The organism is Streptomyces sp. NPDC101234, assembly GCF_044767525.1.
In the GTDB taxonomy this organism is placed as follows: domain Bacteria; phylum Actinomycetota; class Actinomycetes; order Streptomycetales; family Streptomycetaceae; genus Streptomyces; species Streptomyces sasae.
The window spans coordinates 234,011-250,066 of sequence record NZ_JBIWOA010000011.1; the positions used below are offsets into that span (position 1 = coordinate 234,011).

Annotated in this window: 12 protein-coding genes; 5 read left to right on the plus strand and 7 right to left on the minus strand. The window is 71.9% G+C overall.

Annotation, left to right across the window (positions count from 1 at the left end):
* Positions 1-185: 185 nt before the first annotated feature.
* Genes ACIRR9_RS21890 through ACIRR9_RS21905 form a run of 4 tightly spaced genes read right to left on the minus strand, consistent with a single transcriptional unit; the run spans position 186 to position 3,975 of the window.
* Positions 186-641, minus strand: a complete 456-nt coding sequence (locus ACIRR9_RS21890) for a MaoC family dehydratase (RefSeq protein ID WP_403754228.1) — start codon at positions 639-641, stop codon at positions 186-188.
* Between the two features lie 25 nt (positions 642-666).
* Positions 667-2,172: a long-chain fatty acid--CoA ligase gene (locus tag ACIRR9_RS21895; protein WP_403754231.1), complete on the minus strand. Its 1,506-nt coding sequence runs from the start codon at positions 2,170-2,172 to the stop codon at positions 667-669.
* Positions 2,173-2,182: 10 nt separating this feature from the next.
* Positions 2,183-3,058, minus strand: coding sequence for an amidohydrolase family protein (locus tag ACIRR9_RS21900; protein WP_384567853.1), 876 nt, complete (start codon positions 3,056-3,058; stop codon positions 2,183-2,185).
* On the minus strand, positions 3,058-3,975 hold the full coding sequence (locus tag ACIRR9_RS21905; protein ID WP_403754234.1) for an SDR family NAD(P)-dependent oxidoreductase: 918 nt from the start codon (positions 3,973-3,975) through the stop codon (positions 3,058-3,060). Before ACIRR9_RS21905 ends, ACIRR9_RS21900 begins: the two co-directional genes overlap by 1 nt.
* A gap of 233 nt (positions 3,976-4,208) precedes the next feature.
* Here ACIRR9_RS21905 and ACIRR9_RS21910 point away from each other — a divergent pair, with 233 nt between their 5' ends.
* The 3 genes from ACIRR9_RS21910 to ACIRR9_RS21920 are packed head-to-tail and all read left to right on the plus strand — an operon-like array spanning position 4,209 to position 6,736.
* A complete protein-coding gene (locus ACIRR9_RS21910) occupies positions 4,209-4,628 on the plus strand; it encodes a MarR family winged helix-turn-helix transcriptional regulator (RefSeq protein WP_403754441.1) in 420 nt (139 codons plus the stop codon).
* Positions 4,625-5,395, plus strand: coding sequence for an IclR family transcriptional regulator (locus ACIRR9_RS21915; RefSeq protein WP_403754237.1), 771 nt, complete (start codon positions 4,625-4,627; stop codon positions 5,393-5,395). The genes ACIRR9_RS21910 and ACIRR9_RS21915 overlap by 4 nt, the downstream gene beginning before the upstream one ends.
* 9 nt (positions 5,396-5,404) lie before the next feature.
* Positions 5,405-6,736 carry a lanthionine synthetase LanC family protein gene (locus ACIRR9_RS21920; protein WP_403754240.1) on the plus strand — a complete coding sequence of 444 codons (1,332 nt, stop codon included), beginning with the start codon at positions 5,405-5,407 and terminating at the stop codon, positions 6,734-6,736.
* Here the strand turns inward: ACIRR9_RS21920 and ACIRR9_RS21925 are convergent.
* The 3 genes from ACIRR9_RS21925 to ACIRR9_RS21935 all read right to left on the minus strand — a co-directional run bounded on the left by ACIRR9_RS21925 (position 6,721) and on the right by ACIRR9_RS21935 (position 12,337).
* Complete coding sequence (locus tag ACIRR9_RS21925) at positions 6,721-7,536, minus strand: hypothetical protein (protein ID WP_403754243.1); 816 nt, start codon at positions 7,534-7,536, stop codon at positions 6,721-6,723. The genes ACIRR9_RS21920 and ACIRR9_RS21925 overlap by 16 nt on opposite strands.
* Positions 7,537-7,621: 85 nt before the next feature.
* The gene (locus tag ACIRR9_RS21930; RefSeq protein ID WP_403754246.1) at positions 7,622-9,406 is read right to left on the minus strand and encodes a sulfatase-like hydrolase/transferase; all 1,785 of its coding nucleotides are present in this window, start codon (positions 9,404-9,406) and stop codon (positions 7,622-7,624) included.
* A 264-nt stretch (positions 9,407-9,670) separates the two neighbouring features.
* A complete protein-coding gene (locus ACIRR9_RS21935) occupies positions 9,671-12,337 on the minus strand; it encodes an FAD/NAD(P)-binding protein (protein WP_403754249.1) in 2,667 nt (888 codons plus the stop codon).
* Between the two features lie 318 nt (positions 12,338-12,655).
* Here ACIRR9_RS21935 and ACIRR9_RS21940 point away from each other — a divergent pair, with 318 nt between their 5' ends.
* Entirely contained in the window at positions 12,656-13,903 is a 1,248-nt protein-coding gene (locus ACIRR9_RS21940) for an Ig-like domain-containing protein (RefSeq protein WP_403754252.1), read from the plus strand.
* Between the two features lie 178 nt (positions 13,904-14,081).
* A complete protein-coding gene (locus tag ACIRR9_RS21945) occupies positions 14,082-15,491 on the plus strand; it encodes a glycoside hydrolase family 16 protein (RefSeq protein WP_365335155.1) in 1,410 nt (469 codons plus the stop codon).
* The last annotated feature ends 565 nt before the right edge of the window (positions 15,492-16,056 follow it).

Genomic DNA, 16,056 nt, shown 5'->3' on the forward strand with positions numbered 1-16,056 from the left:
GCTCGCCAGTTGGCGTGGCCAATTTCGTCGTCCCAGCTCATGGGGCATGTGACGGCTCAGACAGCTGCGCCGAGCGGGTGAAAGCGCCTGCGGAGGGGTGACTGCGCACAGTACGGGCGGCCTCGTCGGGTGCTGGACGCCCTGACCGTCGGTCGCCGTACCCGAGCTTACCGCCCGTGCGGCCGTCAGGCGTAGAACCGCGACAGACTCTGCAGCACCGCCGCCGGCTTTGTCCCGCCCTCGATCTCGATCGTCCCGTCGACGGCGATCTGTACCCCGCCGGGTACGTCCTCGACCTCCGCGAGGCGGGCGGTCAGGCGGATGCGGGAGCCCGCCTTCACCGGGGAGGGGAAACGGACCTTGTTCAGGCCGTAGTTGACCTTCGTGGTGACGCCCTGGACGTCCAGGAGTTCGGTGAACAGGGGGATGAAGAGGGACAGGGTGAGGTAGCCGTGGGCGATCGGGGCGCCGAAGGGGCCCTTCGCCGCGCGCTCGGGGTCGACGTGGATCCACTGGTGGTCGCCGGTCGCGTCGGCGAAGGTGTCGATGCGGTCCTGGGTGACCTCGATCCAGTCGCTGCTGCCCAGGTCGCTGCCCGCGAGCTTCTTCAGTTCGTCGAGGCCGTTGACGGTGACGCTCATGTCGCTTTCCTTGTCTGGGAGTTGTCTAGGAGCCGGAGCCGTAGCGCTTGCGCACGCGGGACTTGAGGAGTTTTCCGGAGGCGGTGCGCGGGAGTTCGTCCGCGAGCACCAGGGTCTTGGGGAGCTTGTACTTGGCAAGGTGTCCTGCCAGGGAGGCCAGCACCTCGTCGGGGTCGAGAACCGCGCCCTCGCGCGGGACGACCACCGCGCGCGGCACCTCGCCCCACTTGTCGTCCGGGACGCCGATCACCGCGCACTCGACGATGTCCGGGTGGGTGAGGAGCAGGTCCTCGATCTCGGCGGGGTAGATGTTCTCGCCGCCGGAGATGATCATGTCCTTGAGGCGGTCGACGATGAAGACATAGCCGTCCTCGTCGACCCGGGCCGCGTCCCCGCTGCGGAACCAGCCGTCCGTGAAGGAGGCCGCGGTCTCCTCCGGCAACCCCCAGTAGCCGGGCATGACATGGGGCCCGCGGACCACCACCTCGCCGGGTTCGCCGACGTCGACCGTGCTCAGGTCGGGCCGTACCACCCGTACGTCGCTGAAGAAGTGCGGTACGCCCGCCGAGCCCGCCTTGCCGATCGCGTGCTCGGCGTCGAGGAAGAGGGTGCCGGGCGAGGCCTCGGTCATGCCGTAGCCCTGGAGGAAGGTCAGTCCGCGTGCCTGGTAGGCCGCGATCAGGGGGGTGGGGACCGGGGAGCCGCCGCAGGTGAGGATGCGGAGGGAGGAGAGGTCGGCGGCCGGCCAGCGGGGGTGCCTGGCGATCTGGTCGAACATCGTCGGGACCCCGAACATGAAGGTGATCCGGTGCCGTTCGATCAGGTCGAAGGTGGCTTCCGGGTCGAACGACTCGACCAGGACGCAGGTGCCGCCCTTGAGGAGGACCGGGAGGGTGAGCATGTTCAGGCCCGCCGTGTGGAACAACGGGGCGGAGACCAGGGCGCGTTCGTCGGCGATCAGGTCGGTGTCGACCAGGACGTTGATCGCGTTCCAGGTCAGGTTGGCGTGGGTGAGCATCGCGCCCTTGGGGCGGCCGGTCGTCCCCGAGGTGTACATGATGATGCAGGTGTCGTCGGGGGCGACGGGTTCGTCCATCGGGTCGTCGGCCGCCGACTCCAGCAACTCCTCGTACTCGGCGCCCACTTCGACGTACGTCCGGACGTCGGTGGTACCGGGCAGGCCCGCCACCTGACCGGCGTGCGAGGGGCCGTAGAGGAGGGCCTTGGCGCCGGAGTCGGCGAGCTGGTAGGCGATCTCGGGGCCCGCCAGGCGGGTGTTGAGCGGGACGAAGACCGCGCCGAGGATGCCGGCCGCGAACAGGGTCTCCAGGTAGGCGGGGTGGTTGGGGCCGAGGTAGGCGATGCGGTCGCCGCGGCGGATGCCCCTCGCCCGCAGGGCATGGGCGAGGCGGGTGGTGCGGTGGTGCAGGGTGCGGTAGTCGGTCGACCGGTCGCCGTGCACCAGCGCCGTGCGGTGCGGGGTCTTGCGGGCCCGGCGTGCGGGCCATGAGCCCAGTCCCTCGTTGCGCATCTGCGGCCCCTTATGGCTTGGTCAGCCCGAGCAGACGGGCGGCGTTCTCCTTGAGGATCTTCGGCCGGACCTCGTCCTTGATCGGCAGCTTCGCGAAGTCGGCGAGCCACCGGTCGGGGGTGAGGACGGGGAAGTCCGAGCCGAACAGCACCTTGTCCTTGAGCAGTGTGTTGGCGTACTGCACCAGCTGTGGCGGGAAGTACTTCGGCGACCAGCCGGACAGGTCGATGTGCACGCCCGGCTTGTGGGTGGCGACGGCGAGGGCCTCGTCCTGCCAGGGGAAGGAGGGGTGCGCCAGGATGATCTTGAGGTGCGGGAAGTCGGCGGACACGTCGTCCACGTGCAGCGGGTTGGAGTACTTGAGGCGGATGCCGCCGCCGCCCGGGACGCCGGCGCCGATGCCGGTCTGGCCGGTGTGGAAGAGGGCGATGGTGCCCGTCTCCTCGATCACCTCGTAGAGGCCGTAGGCCACGGCGCGGTCGTTCGGGAAGAAGCCCTGGATGCTGGGGTGGAACTTGAAGCCCTTCACCCCGTACTCCTCGACCAGACGGCGGGCCTGCCTGATGCCGGCCTTGCCGCGGAAGGGGTCGATGGAGGCGAAGGGGATCAGCACGTCGGAGTTGGCGGCCGCGGCTTCGGCGACCTCCTCGTTGGGGACCGGTGCGGTGCCGGTCGCGGACTCGGCGTCCACCGTGAAGATCACGGCGGCCATGTTCCGCTCGCGGTAGTGGGCGGCCGTCTCCTCGATCGTCGGCTTCCGCTTGCCCTCGACCTTGAAGTAGGCGGAGGAGGCGTCGTGCAGGTCGTCGTCGAGGGAGGAGTGGCCCTTGGAGGAGATCTCGGCGTGGGTGTGGACGTCGATCGCCGTCAGTGCCTCGATGTCCATCATGCCTCCGGGAGCTTCGGCGCCGGGATGCCGACCGTCTGGAGTTCGGCGCCGACCGAGGTGGGGAAGGCGTCGGCCAGGGTGGCCGGGGTCCAGCCTCCGTCGGCGTAGGCCGCCCTGACCTCCTGCGGATGCGACCAGAGTGCCACCTTGTCGCCGCCGATGCCGATGGCCTGGCCGGTGATTCCGCGGGCGGCCTCGGAGGCGAGGAAGGGAACGAGGGCCGCGCAGTCCTCGGGGGTGCCGAAGCCCTCGCCCTTGCGCAGGAAGTCCGGGAGCGGCTCGCCGTTCTTCATCGCCTCGACGTAGGGAGCGAAGGCCGGGATGGTCTCGGTCATCGCGGTGGCGGCCACCGGGACGATCGCGTTGACGGTGATGTTCGCCCGGCCCAGCTCCATCGACCAGGTGCGGGCCATGGCGGCGATGCCGGCCTTGGCGGCGGCGTAGTTGGTCTGGCCGAAGTTGCCGCGCTGGCCGGCCGGGGAGCCGACCAGGATCAGGGTGCCGCCCTCGCCCTGCTCGCGCATCCGCACGGCGGCGGCGCGGGCGCAGGTGAAGGTGCCCTTGAGGTGGGTGGCGATCACCGCGTCGAAGTCGTCGTCGGTCATCTTCCAGAGCACCTTGTCGCGCAGGATGCCCGCGTTGGTGACCAGGACGTCGAGGCGGCCGAACTCCTGGACCGCCCTGTTCACGAGCCGGTCGGCGGCCTCGGCGGTGCCGACAGGGACCACCTCGGCGACGGCGGTGCCGCCTGCCTCGGTGATGGACTTCACGGCCTGCTCGGCGACGGCCTCGTCCACGTCGTTGACGACCACGGAGGCGCCGTGGGCGGCGAGGGCATGGGCGTAGGCGAGGCCGAGACCCCGGCCGCTGCCGGTGACGACGGCGGCCTTGCCGGTGAGATCGATGGTGGGCACGGGCGGTGTCCCTTCACGAACGACGGTTGCGACTGCGCAACGACGGTTGCGACTCCGAGATCGAAGCTAAGAGCAATAATTGTTGACGTCAATAGTTGTTGTCATCCGAGGGGTGCGCCATGCTGGAATGCGTGCCACAGACCGCCCCAGCGCCCGGGGCCCGTACCAGGGAGACCGCCATCACCCGCCAGCACACCGAGAACCCGACCTCGATCGACGCGGACGAGCCGTGGATGCGCGGGCTGCACGCGGACACCGGTTACCTGCTGTACCGCCTGGGGCTGCGCTCGGGGCAGCTCTTCAACTCGTTCCTCCAGGAGTCGGGGGTGCGGCTGCGCCACTACGCGGTGCTGCGTTTCCTCGTCACCGCGGAGGGCGCGCTGCAGCGGGAGCTGAGCACCCGGCTCGGCTACGACCCGAGCGCGATCGTCGGCCTGGTCGACGACCTGGAGAAGCTGGGCTTCGCCGAGCGGCGCCCCTCCCCCGACGACCGCCGCAGCCGGATCGTCGTCCTGACCGAGGCCGGCCGGCAGTTCCTGCGGGACACCGACGAGGCGGGCCAGCGGGTGACGAACGACCTGCTGGGCCCGCTCGGCCCCGCCGAACGCCAGGCGCTGCACGACCTGCTGCTGCGCGTCGCCGACCGGCCATGACGGCCACCGCCCGCTCCGCGCCCGACCGGCTGCTCGCGGTCCTGGCCGCCTTCGACCACGGGCATCCGGCGCTGAGCCTCACCGACATCAGCCGCCGGGCCGGGCTCTCCCTGACCACCGCGCACCGGCTGGTCGGCGCGCTCACCGAGTGGGGCGCGCTGGAGCGGGACACCGACGGCCTGTACCACGTGGGGCTGCGGCTCTGGGAGCTGGCCGCGCTGGCACCTCGGGGTCTCGCGCTGCGCCAGATCGCGCTGCCGTACCTGGAGGACCTGTACGAAGCGACCCACGAGAACGTGCAGTTGGCGGTGCGGGACGGGTCCGAGGTCGTCTACATCGAGTGGCTGTCGGGGCGTTCGGCGGTGGGCGTGCACATCCGGGTGGGCGCCCGCTGGCCGCTGCACGCGACGGGGGTGGGGCTGGCGCTGCTCGCACACGAGACGCCCGCCTTCCAACAGGAGTACTGCGCGGGACCGTTGGCCTGCTTCACGCCGTACACCATCACGGATCCGGCCGGGTTGCGCCGTTCACTGGCCGAAGTGCGGCGCACGGGTGTGGCGGTGAGCAGTCGTCAGGTCACCGACGACGCGCTGTCGGTGGCGGCTGCGGTGCGCGGGGCCACGGGGCAGGTGGCCGCGGCCGTCTCGGTGGTGGTGCCCCAGGCCGACGCCCAGGTACCGGCGTTGGTCCCGGCGGTGCGGCTGGCCGCGCGGGGCATCTCCCGGGCGCTGGGCTGGCAGCCGGAGCGGACGGACCGGGCCGTGTAGCGTGGCCCGGTGACGGCGAGCGAGGTGTATCGGGAACTGGGCGAGGCCGCCTGGTCATGGGTGCTGGACCAGGTGCGGGAGGACGAGGGGCCCTGGCTGCCGGAGACGGTGGCCGAGGAGGAGGCCCAGGACCTCGCACCGGCGGAGGACCGGGACTCGCTGTACGCGGGGATCGCCGGTCTGGCCCCGGTGCTGGCGGAGATCACGCGGTACCGGGCGCTCAGCGAGCGGGAACAGGCTCTGGCGGCCGGGATCGTACGCCGCCTGTCGGCGCAGGCCCCCGTCGTGACCGAACCCTCCCTCTACATCGGTCTGGCGGGCCACGCCACGGCACTGCGGCTCCTCGAACCGGGCAGCGAGGCGGTCGTGCTGCGGCGGCTCGCCGAGCTCGCGACCCCCGAGGGCTGGCGGACCACCACCACGTTCGTACCGGATTCCGACGCGCCCCTGACCGACATCATCATGGGCGTCGCGGGCGTGGTCATGACGGCCGTCTGGGCGGGCGGGGAGTACGCCGAACCGATCGCGACGACCGGCGGCGAAGCCCTGCTGCGGATGGCAGACAGGACCGAAGCGGGCCTGGACTGGGGGATCTCGCCGAGCACGGAGTGGCGGTGCCCGAACTACTCGCACGGTGCCGCCGGGGTGGCCGCCGCCCTGGCGGTGGCGGGCGCGACGCTGCACCGCGAGGACTTCGTCACGGCCGCCGTGGAAGGAGCCCGGCACGTGTTGTCCGTGGGCTCGTCGGCGGACGGCGGCTTCATCGTCCCGCACACGATTCCGCCGTCGAAGCGCGAGGTGGAACCGGTCACGTACACCTGGTGCCACGGCCCGGCGGGCACCTCGCACCTGTTCGCCGCGCTGACGCACGCGGGGGTCGAGGAGGTGGCGGGCCACGAGGTGGCGGCGCTGCGGCAGCGCTGTCTGACCTCGACCCTCGCCTCGGGAATCCCGGAGCGGCTGCGTCCCGGGTTCTGGGACAACGACGGCCGCTGCTGCGGCACGGCGGGGGTCGGGGACATCCTCCTGGACGCGGCACAGGACTGCGCGGGGACGCCCCGTGCGGACACGCTGGCCGACGGGGCGGTGCGGATGGGCGACGCGCTGGTGGAGCGGGCGATCACGGACGGGGCGGGTGCCTACTGGCGGTTCCTTGAGCACCGCAACGATCCCCCGCTGCTGCCGCCGGGCACGTCGTGGATGCAGGGCGCGGCGGGCATCTCGGCGTATCTGCTGCGTCTCGCGCGGTATCTCGGCAGCGGTCCGGACGCTCCGGTCGTGGACCGGCCGGACCAGTGGTGGGCGGTGCCGGCGCACGTCCGGGGTCAGAGCGGGCGGTAACAGGGCCCGGGGGTGAGCTTCTCGGCGGTCACGGACCCGGCCTGGGCGCGGAACTCGTAGCAGTCCCGCCCCAGCGGCCACTCGTTGGTCGTCAGCCAGGCGCGGACCACCAGCCGGCCTCCCGAGAAATCGAGATCCCGCATCGCGAGTTCGATGCCCCGGCTCCGCCACACCGGGTCGTCGTACGCCGCTTCCGGACCGGCGCGGCGGTAGGCGGAGCGCAGTGCGGCGACCACGTGGGCGGCGGTCCCGGCCGACAGCCGGGACGTCTCGTCGGGCCTGCCGCTGCAGCCTTTGTCGGAGAGCCGCCGGACCGACACCTCCGGCGGCCGGACCCGGAACTCGTAGCAGCCGCCGACCTCGGTGTCGCCGAAGAGGACGGCCGGTGCGACGCCCGTGATCCGTGCGGTCACGGTGACGGTGTCGCCCTGCCTGCGCACCCACGCGCGGGGCCGGTACGGGGCGCCTGTCACGTCCTGGTCGATCTCCCGGTAGAGCAGGGTGCCGTCCGCCGCGGACTTCCGCAGCCGGGACGCCGACTCGGTCACGGAGGCCCGCAGGTCGGCGCGGGCCTGGCTGCGGTAGTGGGCGGGGCCGATGGCACCGAGCCATGCCCAGGCGCCGATCACCATCAGCAGGGCGGTCACCAGCACGGCCAGGCAGCCGTTCCACAGACAGCCCGCGACGCCGCCCTTCCCGAGCGAACTCCCCCGGGCCGCCTCGTCCGGGGGCCGCAGGTGCGGCTCACCGCGTCGCACGGCCCGCTCCTGCCGATGGTCCCGCAGTCTGTCGTCCCCCATGTCCCCAGGCTGCCCCCGGGTACGACGGCCGACGGGACCCGTTTCCGACACGTGATCGAATCGGGGCCCCGACGGAGACGTTCCGTCAGCCGGCCGTCGCGGTGGCCGTGTACGTCACCTCGTCGTCCCCGTGGTGGGCGGTGCCCCGGCAGGTGAGCGTGGTGGCGGTGGAGACCTGGCGGCGGGTGACCTGCCAGTGCGTCGTGAGGTGTTCGCCGGGGTCCAGCCGGGTCGCGGCGGCCGCGTCCCGTGCGTGGACCAGCCAGCCGCCGGGGGCGTCGAGGGTGAGCCGGGCGGCCCGCCAGGGGCGCGCCGAGCCGTTGGCGAGCGTGGCGGTGACCGTGAACTCCGCTCCCTTGCCGGTGACTTCGAGCGTCACGCCGAAGGGTCTGCGCGGGTACACCGGCGCCCATGACTCGTGCATCAGCTTCACCAGGGCGTCCGCCTGGGCGGGCCGTGCGGCGGCGAGGTCGTGCTCCTCGCCGGGGTCGCGGGCGAGGTCGTAGAGCTCGACGTCCCACCGGTCGTCCGGGGCACGAAGGTTCTGGCCGGGCGCGAAGCGGATCGCCTTGAGGTCGCCGCGCCGCAGAGCCTCGGCGAGCCGGTCACCGCGGCCGTGGTCGACGGCGTCCTGGCGGGCGGTGACGCCCGCGTGGTTGCGGTAGAAGTAGAGGCTGTCGTGGTGGGCGGTGTGCCGGGAGCCGCGCAGCAGCGGGGCGATGGAGAGACCGTCGACGTCCGTCGGGGCGGGTGCGCCCGCGAGGTCGGCGAGGGTGGGCAGCAGGTCGGTGAGCGGGGTGGGCCGGTCGGTGGTACCGGTCGGGACGTGCCGCGGGGACCAGGCGATGAAGGGGACACGGATGCCGCCCTCGTACAGGTTCCGTTTGAAGCCGCGCAACGGGCCGTTGCCGTCGAAGAGTTCGGGGTCGGTGCCCGCCTCCTCGTGCGGTCCGTTGTCGCTGGTGACGAGGACGACGGTGGTGTCGGCGAGGCCGAGTGCGGTGAGCTTGTCGGTGACGCTGCCGACCAGGGTGTCGAAGGTGGTGACCTGGGCGGCGTGCCGTTTGTCGGGGCCGGTCCAGGGGCGGTCGGCGTACTCGCCGAGGTGCGGGTCCTTGCTGGGGGCGTGCGGCACGGTGGGGGCGAGGTAGAGCAGGAACGGCTCGTGCCGGTGGCTGTCGATGAAGCCGAGGGCGCGTTCGGAGATGAGGTCGGGGGCGTAGACCTTCTGAGCACCGCCCTTGTTGGCGTGGATCTCCTCGCGGGTGCCGTTGTGCCACAGGTAGTCGGGGAAGTAGTCGTGGGCGTGGTGGTGGGTGAGGTAGCCGTAGAACTCCTCGAAACCACGGGCGTTGGGGTGGCTCGGCTGGTCCGGGGCATCGGGTCCGAAGCCCCACTTGCCGATCAGGGCGGTGCGGTAGCCGAGCGCCCTGAGCGCCTCGGCGAAGGTGAAGTCCCTGTCGGTGAGGGCACCCTGGCCGCCCGGTCCGAAGGGGTTGTTCCGCACGGTCGCGTGCCCGCTGTGCAGGCCGGTGAGCAGCGAGCAGCGCGAGGGTGCGCACACCGGGGCGGCCGCGTAGGCCTGGGTGAAACGCAGGCCCTCGGCGGCGAGGGCGTCCAGGCGCGGGGTGTGCATCAGCTGCTGGCCGTAGGAGCCGAGTTCGCCGTAGCCGAGGTCGTCGGCGAGGATCACCACGAAGTTGAGCCGGTCGGACGGGCTCTGCGCGGCGGATGCCACGGCGGCGGGCTTGACGGTGTGCCGGGCCTGCCGGGCGGACTGTGCCTGGTCCCCGTCCTCGCATGCTGTGACCGCCGCGAGCGCGACGGGCGCGGCGGCGGCCCCGGTGAGGAAACGGCGGCGGCTGGGCATACGGATCCCCCGGGGTGACGGCGGTGCGTGCTGCTGAACAGATGGTGATCGCTGCCGTCCGTCCAGGACCATGCACGCACCGTGAACACTCGGTTTCGACAAATGGGTTCGTCTCGTGAGAGGGAATCTCGGGGTCCGAGGTTCCCTCTCCGTGACATCAGAATGATCACAAACGGAAGCCGCACCCCTTCACCCAGGGGTGCGGCTTCCGCCCGTCGGTCCGTCCGTACCGGTCGCCGGCCCTCGCGGGACCGCGCCGTCGGCTCAGGAGGGCAGCGCCGCCCGCAACCGCCGGTCCCGTGGCGCGGGTTTGCGGTCCAGCCGGGTGTCCAGGAGGCGCCGGGCGGCGTCGCAGCGCCCGGCCGCGACGAGGGCGTACAGCAACGTCTCCTCGACAACCTCCCGTTGGGCCGCGCTGCCGCCGACCCGACGCAGCACCGGCAGCAGCGCGTCGAGTCCCCGGGCCGCCTCGTGGAAGCGCTCCTCGACCAGCGCGGCGAGGGCCTCGCACAGCGGTGCGATCACCTCCCGCTGCACGGGATCGGCGCCGGCCGCGTGGTCGCGCAGCCGGTGCAGCGCCGGCAGGTCGCCGGCCGCGGTGAGGGCGACGGCCGCGTGCAGCGCGGTGAACGCGGTGGCGGGCCGCTCCAGCACCTCCCTGGCCACCGAGTCCAGTACGTCCGCCGTCGGCAGCTCCCCGTCCCAGCTGTCGCTGAGCCGGGCCCGCCACAGCAGCGAACCCGAGTCGACCAGGGCCCGCAGCCCGTGCACCCGGCCCGGCGCGAGCTGAGTGAACCAGCGGCGGCGTACGGCGGCCGGGTCGTCGAGGGCGAGTTCGTGCAGGGCGATGTGCCAGGAGAAGTGCGCGCGGTGCACCGCGCCCCGCCCGCGCCCGGACACCCACCCGTCGAGCCAGTCCCGGCCCGCCCGGTGCGCCCCGGACTCGTAGTGGACATGGGCCAGGGCATGCACCGCGTGCCCGGAGGCGGGCTCGACGGCCAGCGCACGGTGGGCCAGCTCCCCCGCCTCGTGCAGCCGTCCCTCCTCCTGGCGCAGGAAGGCCAGCAGCGAGGTGTGGAACCAGTGCCCGTCGTAGGCGGGCGAGGTCAGTTCGAGCAGCCCGAGGGCGTCGTCGTCGTGCAGGTCGCTCACCCCGGAGAACGCGATGGTCGGCACGGCCGCCGCGAGCGCCAGCGCGTCCCCGGGGTGCTCGCGCAGATGCCGTACGAGCGCCTCGTCCCCGTCGTCGCCGGTCACCCGGCGCGTGACCACCGCCACGAAGGACCGCTCCCGTTCGTCGGAGCGCTCACGGGCCGCGCGCTGGGCGTCGGCGAGGGCGCGGGGCACGTCGACGGCGGCGGCGCACTCGTGGCCCAGCAGGGCGAGGGCCGCGTGGCCGAGGGCGAAGCCGGGGTCGAGGGCGACCGCGCGGGCGAAGGCGTCCTCGGCACCGGAGCGCACCTTGAGGACCCGGCCGAGACCGCTGCGGTAGGCGGCGGCCGCCTCGGCGTGGGTGGAGAGGGACAGCCCGTGGCCGTCGACGGGCCGCCGGGAGGTCCGCCTCCGGCTCGGCAGGGGCAGCAGCCGCTGGGCCAACTCGGCCGCCTGGACTCGGATTTCCGGGATGGCGGTGGTCTCCCACAGCTCGCCCCGGCGTGGGGCACCGAGCGTGAACAGGGGGGCCGCGGCCCGGCCCCGGGCGTCGAGGAGCTGCCCGTCGCGGGTGGCGGCGCCCATGCCGAGCGGGCCGGGGACGGCGAGGCCGGAGCCGAACAGGGCCTGCCACAGGGGTGAGTCGGGGCGGCGGCCCGGTCCCGTGCAGTCGATGACCCAACCGACCCGCGTCACCTGCCCGTCGGACAACTCGACCGCGAGGGAGCCGTCTTCGGACTCGGTGACGCGGAGGACCGTACCGGTGTGGACGTGCAGCCGGCGGGCGATGCGGGCGCGGGAGACGTGTTCGGCGGTGGCGGGGGCCATCCGGTGGCGGTGGGTGTTCCACAGGGCGCCCTCACGGGTCAGGAACTCCTCGCGCTCCTCGGGGGTGAGGCTGCGCCACAGCCGTGCGGTGTGCGGGCGGAGGCTGTCCAGGCCGGGGCGCCAGTCGCCGTGGGTGCGCACGGAGCGGCTGACATGCCGGTAGACCGCGCGGCGCAGCCGGCCCAGCGAGGTGTCGTCGAGGCCCTCCGGGGCGGGCATGGCGCCGGCCGGGCCGAGGGCGTGCGGCTGGGGCAGCAGTCCGCTGCGGGAGAGGGCGTGCAGGGTGCGGCCGGGGCGGTCGAGGGTGAGGGCGAGGTCGACGGCGGTGAGGCCAGTGCCGACCAGGAGGACGTCGTCGGGGTTGTCCCGTACCGCGTCCAGGGCACCCGGAGACCACGGGGCGGTGATGAAGCGGGGCGAGGTGCGCAGGGCGGGCGGGGCCCAGCCGGCCGTGGCGCCCGCCGGTCCGGTGGCGAGGACCGCGCCGTCCGCCACCAGGTGTCCCCCGTCGGCGAGGTGGAGCTCCACCCGTCCGTCGGCGGTGCCGGTACAGCTCTCCGCGAGGGTGCGCAGCCGGCGTACGGCGACCGTGCCGTGGGCGCGGACGAGGGCCTGGCCGAGGGTGTCGGCGAGGTAGGCGCCGTAACGGTAGCGGGTGGCGAAGTCGGCGCCGGTGACGGTGGGTTCGCCGTGCCGGCACAGCCAGCGGACGAAGTGCCCGGGGTCGTCCGGGTAGGCGCTCATGTTGCCGGCGGGCACGTTGAGGCGGTGCCGGGGGTCGCGGGTGGCGTAGGCGGTGCCCCGGCCGGCCTCCGGTGCCGGGTCGATCAGGGCGAGGTCGAGGGCGGTCCGGCGGCGGTGCGCCGTCTCGCAGAGCTGGACGGCGGTGAGTGCGCCCGCCGCTCCTGCTCCCACGATGGCCACACTGTGCCGCTTGCGGACGTCGGTCACGGAATACCTCCGGCGAGGGTCGGCCTGCTGCTTCTCTACTGTTCCGATCGGATACATGGGGAAGCCTTCCGGGAGGGGAACTCACCGGAAACTCAGGCCGCCGGTCGGGCGTTCATACTCTGTTCATGAACACGGGCGGGGACAACCCGGGTTCCGGCCGACTCACCCCCGGCCCGGCGGGGGATTCCCACCGCTCCGCAGAGTGACCGCCCGGCTCCTCATCCGAATCTCAGGGATCACCCCCATGATTCAAAGGAACCCCCCATACAACCAGCGCAGGATGCCCTGACACAGGTGGACAAGTCAGGAAGGCGTGTCGTGGGCGTCCAGCACATATCGAACCGGTCCGGACGGCAGTCGGGAAGGTGGTCCCGGCGCGGGATCCTCGCCGCTCTCGGCGTGGTACCCGCGGGGGCCGCGCTGGCCGGATGCAGTTCCTCCGCCGACGCCTCGGCCTCGACGGACGGGAAGGGCGCGACGGCCTCCGCCAAGTCCGCGGCCAAGAAGGCGACGATCACGGTCACGCCGGTCTCCGGCACCAGGAAGGCCGACTTCGGCAGCCCGGTCGAGGTGACGGTGGCCGACGGCACGCTGGCCTCCGTGACGGTCGCGGGCAACGACGGCTCGACGCTGTCGGGCGCCTTCAACGGCGCGAAGACGAAGTGGACGTCGGCGAAGAACCCGTACTCGGGCACGAAGTACACGGTGACCGCGAAGGCCGAGGGCGCGACCGACGAGACCGTGGCGACCTTCAGCACGAAGTCCCCCGGCGAGACGTTCGTCGGCTACTTCACGCCCGAGGCGGACTCCACGTCCGGCGTGGGCATGCCGGTGTCGATCAACTTCACGCATGCCGTCAAGGACCGTGCGGCTGTCCAGAAGGCGATCACCGTGACCGCCGAGCCGGAGGTGGAGGTCGTCGGGCACTGGTTCAGCGACACCCGGCTCGACTTCCGTCCGGAGACGTACTGGGCGAAGGGCACCAAGATCACGCTGAGTCTGCGGCTGAAGGACGTCGAGGGCCAGGACGGCGTCTACGGCGTGCAGTCCAAGGACGTCACCTTCCACATCGGGCGGGAGCAGATCAGCACGGTCGACCTGTCCACCAAGCAGATGGTCGTGAAGCGGGACGGCGCCACCTACGCCAGTTACCCGGTCTCCGGCGGCAATGCCCAGCACACCACCTGGTCCGGGATCATGGTGATCAGCGAGCGGTTCAAGCAGACCCGGATGGAGTCCTCCACGGTCGGCCTCGGCGACGAGTACGACATCTCCGACGTCCCGCACGCCCAGCGCCTGACCACCTCCGGCACCTTCGTGCACGGCAACTACTGGGCATCCACCTCGGTGTTCGGCAGCGAGAACACCAGCCACGGCTGCGTCGGCCTGCACGACGCCAAGGGCGCGAGCGACTCCTCGGTCGCGGGCTACAAGTTCTACGAGAGCTCGATGATCGGCGATGTGGTGATCGTCAAGAACTCCGGCGAGAAGACCGTGGAGGCGTCCAACGGTCTCAACGGCTGGAACCTGTCCTGGTCGGACTGGAAGGCCGGCAGCGCGGTCTGACACCCGGGCGCCTTCATCGTGTGAACTCCCTTGGGGTAGAAGGAGATTCTTTGTTTTAACTCTTGACGGCCGCAGGCGCGGAGAGCACATTGGGCCCACTTTGAGAGCGCTCTCAGCCAAGTCCTGGCGCTCTCGAAGGCATCCCGCGCACCCCACTCCGTACCCGAGAGGCACCCCCATGAGTGAAACCTCCGGTATACCTCCTGCGGATCACAGACGGCGGCGTTCGTTCCGGCGCGCACTGATCGCCGCGTTCGCCACCATGGGTCTGGCGGTCGCGGCCGCCACGACCGCGACCCTTCCCGCCAACGCCTCGGCGCCCAGCGTGCCGTCCGGCTGGAGCCAGGTCTTCCTGGACGACTTCAACGGCGCCGCGGGCACCGGCGTCAACACCTCCGACTGGCAGTACGACACCGGGACCTCGTACCCCGGAGGAGCCGCCAACTGGGGCACCGGCGAGGTCGAGACGATGACCTCCAGCACCACCAACGTCGCCCTGGACGGCAGCGGCGACCTGAAGATCACCCCGGTCCGGGACTCGTCCGGCAACTGGACCTCGGGCCGGATCGAGACCACCCGCACCGACTTCCAGCCCCCGGCCGGCGGCAAGCTGCGCGTCGAGGCCCGCATCCAGATGCCGAACGTCACCGGGACCGCCGCCTACGGCTACTGGCCGGCGTTCTGGATGCTGGGCGCGCCCTACCGGGGCAACTACCAGAACTGGCCGAGCGTCGGCGAGCTGGACATCATGGAGAACGTGCAGGGCCTGGACAAGGTCTGGGCGACCATGCACTGCGGCACCAACCCGGGCGGCCCCTGCAACGAGACGACGGGCCTGGGCAATTCGACCGCCTGCCCCAACACCACCTGCCAGTCCGGCTTCCACACCTACACGATGGAGTGGGACCGCTCGGTGAGCCCCGAGGCGATCCGCTTCTATGTGGACGGCGTCAACTACCAGACGGTGACCGCCGCCCAGGTCGACGCCACCACCTGGGCGAACGCCACGAACCACGGCTTCTTCGTCATCCTGAACGTGGCGATGGGCGGCGGCTTCCCCGACGCGTTCGGCGGCGGCCCCACCAGCGCCACCGAGTCCGGCCACCCGATGGTCGTGGACTACGTCCAGGTGCTGTCGGCCAGTGGGAGCGGTACCACCACCCCGCCGAGCAGCAGCCGGGACGCGTACAGCGCGATCCAGGCCGAGTCGTACGACAGCCAGTCCGGTGTCACCGCCGAGACCACCACGGACACCGGCGGCGGCCAGGACATCGGCTACATCGCCAACGGCGACTGGGCGCTCTACAAAGGGGTGGACTTCGGCTCCACGGCGGCCACCCAGTTCTATGCCAGGGTGGCGAGCGGCGCGGCCTCCGGGGTGAGCGGCCTGGTCCAGGTCCGGCTCGACAGCCCCTCCAACACCCCGATCGGCAGCTTCTCGGTGGCCAACACCGGCGGCTGGCAGAACTGGACGACGGTCCCGGCCAACATCAGCTCGGTGACGGGCACGCACGACGTGTACCTCACCTTCAGCAGCGGCCAGTCGGCGGACTTCGTGAACGTGAACTGGTTCGACTTCGGTCACTGACACCGGCCCGGAAGGCTGGAGGGTGCCCCGCGAACAGCGTGCTCGCGGGGCACCTGCGCGCCGCCGGACCGGCCGCCCCCGCACATATAGAGGGGGCGCCGCGCGCGAGAAGGTGTCACCGCGCACTCCGGCCGCGGCCTCTCGCCGAGCGGGTCGACACGGTCAGGCCGGTGCCGACCAGGCCCTCGCCCCGCGCCATGCCCGTCCGGCGGGCCAGGTTCGCCGACCGCCTCGCCCGCAGCCGCGCCCGCGACGGATCTTCCGCCGGGCGGTGTCCGGCTCCGTTTCCGGCTCGTCTTTCGGCTCGGTCCCAGCCTCGAAAAACGGCCCTGAGAGGGCCCGTGGGCGTGACGCCACCCATAGGAGCCAGATCACATCCTATCCGGCATCGTAGGAACGGAACCCTCCGAACAGGACAGAAAGCCACCATTACCCATCATTTCGGGCATTTCTCCTAAGCGGGGTAGTACGTCACATCATTGCGCCCGGCTCCTCCCGCCGCTAACCATTGCTCTCGTCGCCGGGAGACGGGCGATGGACCGAACGGATCACCGCCAGGTCCGCC